Source organism: Dietzia sp. SYD-A1 (assembly GCF_015356725.1).
Taxonomy (GTDB): Bacteria; Actinomycetota; Actinomycetes; order Mycobacteriales; family Mycobacteriaceae; genus Dietzia.
On sequence record NZ_JADDKI010000586.1, the window covers coordinates 1 to 2,685 of the forward strand.

The 2,685-nt window shown below is 68.8% G+C and carries 4 protein-coding genes; 2 read left to right on the forward strand and 2 right to left on the reverse strand.

Translation table 11 applies throughout. The annotated features are described in order from the left end of the window. Together IY392_RS17325 and IY392_RS17330 are read right to left on the reverse strand one after the other, a co-directional pair. On the reverse strand, window positions 1–353 hold a 353-nt coding region (locus IY392_RS17325; RefSeq protein WP_228549577.1), incomplete at its 3' end, for a hypothetical protein. Between the two features lie 113 nt (window positions 354–466). Then, window positions 467–1,363 (reverse strand): glycosyltransferase, encoded by an 897-nt coding sequence (locus IY392_RS17330; protein WP_194861909.1) that lies wholly within the window; start codon window positions 1,361–1,363, stop codon window positions 467–469. A 62-nt stretch (window positions 1,364–1,425) separates the two neighbouring features. Between IY392_RS17330 and IY392_RS17335 the strand changes: the two genes are divergently transcribed. Next, on the forward strand, window positions 1,426–2,190 hold the full coding sequence (locus tag IY392_RS17335; protein ID WP_228549578.1) for a glycosyltransferase family 2 protein: 765 nt from the start codon (window positions 1,426–1,428) through the stop codon (window positions 2,188–2,190). Then, window positions 2,187–2,576, forward strand: a complete 390-nt coding sequence (locus IY392_RS17340) for a DUF2304 domain-containing protein (RefSeq protein ID WP_107755653.1) — start codon at window positions 2,187–2,189, stop codon at window positions 2,574–2,576. The genes IY392_RS17335 and IY392_RS17340 overlap by 4 nt, the downstream gene beginning before the upstream one ends. Window positions 2,577–2,685 lie beyond the last annotated feature (109 nt).

Below are 2,685 nucleotides of genomic sequence, written 5' to 3' on the forward strand. Positions count from 1 at the left end.
GTGCTCGGCGCGGGGAAGGGCACCACGATCTCGCGGCCGACCTCCTCGATCGCATCGGTGAGCGCGGTCGACAGGACGATCCGGTCCTCGTACAGGTGGGCGATCCGAACCACGGTCTGGGCTCCGTCCTCGCCGAACAGGAAACGCTCCATGAGGAACCGCAGGCCGATCCCCTCGAGGACCTCCTCCGCCCGGTGCCAGTGCTCGACCGGGTCGAGCGGGCGGCCGAGGCGGTCGATCGGCACGAGCAGCGGCGCCGCGGCTGTCATGTCGATCCAGCCGATCAGCTCGCCGTCCTCACGGCGGTGCGGGATCCACTGCTCGGGAATCACATAGACCTCCGCTCCGGCCATTCCGGCGGCTCACCTGCCTCCGATTCTGGTCGTGCCCATTGCGGCGCGGGGGCCTTTCCGGCGCAGCAGGGACGACCAAATCTAAGCCGCCCCGGGGTCGGGCCCGGCCCGGGTCAGAACCTCCTGAAGCTGTGGCCGAGGAGCCGCTTGCCACCCTCGGCGAGCTTGCCGGCCCGGGCCGCGGTGGGCAGCAGCGACAGGGAGTTGAGCCGCGACGTCACGTGCAGTCGCGCGGCCCGCTCGGCCTTCTTCCAGCCCCGGGCGGCGAACGCGTCCGCCTCGGCGGCGAAGAAGCGGGCCTCCTCGTCGAAGCGGCGGCCGTCGAGCGCACGCACCGAGGAGTCGGACGCCGAGTGCCGGCGGTAGAGGAATGCCAGCGTCGGGTCGTAGACAATGTGGCCGCCGGCGGTGATCACGTCGACCAGCAGCGCCAGGTCCTGCACCACGTCGAGCCCCTCGCGGAACCCGATGCGGCGAATCCACTCGGAACTCCACGCCAGTGACGGGAAGTAGGTCCAGTTGCCGTGCATCAGCGAGGTCATCAGCTTCTCGCCGTGCAGGACCGTGCGCCCGTCTGTCCTGGGCTGGGTGAACGACTTGACGGTGTCCGACAGTGGCCGGACCGGCGCACCGTGTTCGTCGATCACGCTGACGCCCACCTCCATCACCGCGGCGTCGGGAACGGCCGCGAACCCGTCGGCCACCACCTGCAGATAGTTGGGCAGCATGATGTCGTCGGCGCCCATCACCACGACGACCGGCGCGGTGACCATCTCCAGGCACTTGCGGTAGTTGCCGTTGGCACCGAGGTTGGTCTCGTTCTTCTCGTACGTCACCCGCTCGTCGCGTGCGGTGATCTCCCCCATGTAGCGGGCGGGCTCCGGGTCCGGGTAGCCGTCGTCCACCACGACCAGTCGGAAGTCCGAATAGCTCTGGGAGAGAACGCTGTCCACAGCCTTCTTGAAGTGGCCGACGTCCCCGTAGTAGGGGAGCATCACATCGATGGCCATCGGGGAACCGCCGTCCTTCTCGTCACCGGGTTGTCCGTCCGATCGCATAGTATCGACCGGCGATGAGCAGTGACAGTGAGCGACTCCCAGAGCACGGTGACACGGCCGGCGGCGACCCCGCAGACGACCCCGCGGGCAACCGCGACGTCTGGCTGATCGTGCCATGCTTCAACGAGGGCACCGTCATCGAGGACGTGCTCAGCAGTGCGCGAGAGACGTTCCCGAACATCGTGGCGGTCGACGACGGGTCGTCCGACGAGTCCGCCGCCGCGATCCACCGGGCGGGGGCGCACCTCGTCCGCCACCCGGTCAATCTCGGGCAGGGCGCTGCCATCCAGACAGGTGTCGAGTACGCCCGCACCCAACCCGGCGCCCGCTACTTCGTCACCTTCGACGCCGACGGCCAGCACCAGGTCAAGGACGTCCTCGCGATGGTCGAGAGGGTCCGAACCGAACCGGTCGACATCGTGGTGGGTACCCGCTTCGGCCGCCCGCGACGCGAGGGCGATCAGGTCCCGCTGATCAAGCGGATCGTCCTGAGGACCGTCGTCATGTTGAGCCCACGCACCCGCCGGCTCGGCCTGACGGACGCCCACAACGGGCTCCGGGTGTTCAACGAGCGGGTCGCGAACGACCTCAACCTGCGGATGAACGGCATGAGCCACGCCAGCGAGTTCGTGGAACTGATGGACAACCGTGGGTGGCGCGTCGCGGAGCAGCCCGTCGACATCCTCTACACCGAGTACTCCATGTCGAAGGGGCAGTCGCTGCTCAACGGGATCAACATCCTCTCCGACGGGTTCGTGGGAAAGAGGTTGCCGCGATGATCAAGGCACTACTGCTGCTCGCCGGCGCCGCGCTGGTGGCGTTCTTCCTCGCCAACCGGCGCAAAGCCCGGGCGAAGGCCGGGGTCAAGATCGGCTTCGTGCTGTTCGTGGTGTTCATGGTCTATGCGGTGCTGCGCCCGGACGACCTCACCGTGGTGGCCAATGCCCTGGGCGTCCAGCGGGGCACGGACCTGGTGCTGTACGCGCTGGTCATGGGCTTCGCATTCGTCACCGTCTCCACCTACGTGCGATTCCGCGAACAGGAACTGCGGTACGCCCGACTGGCCCGGTCGATCGCGCTGCAGAACGCGGTGCGGCCGGAGGACCGGCCAGACGCGACCGCGGTGATGCCCGTCGCGGACGACGACGACCGCCTACGACGGTGACCGGCCGGTCCGCTGGTGGCGCGGGTACCCGCGGCGCGGAGTCCGGTGACGCGGGTACCGGCGGCGCGGGGTCCGGTGACGTGGAGGTCCGTGCGGAAGCGGGCCGGCT

What these genes read in the sequence shown, in the direction of transcription:
- IY392_RS17330 (WP_194861909.1), bottom strand. Translation starts at nt 1,363, where the DNA reads ATGGCCATCGATGTGATGCTCCCCTACTACGGGGACGTCGGCCACTTC.
- IY392_RS17335 (WP_228549578.1), top strand. Translation starts at nt 1,426, where the DNA reads ATGAGCAGTGACAGTGAGCGACTCCCAGAGCACGGTGACACGGCCGGC.
- IY392_RS17340 (WP_107755653.1), top strand. Translation starts at nt 2,187, where the DNA reads ATGATCAAGGCACTACTGCTGCTCGCCGGCGCCGCGCTGGTGGCGTTC.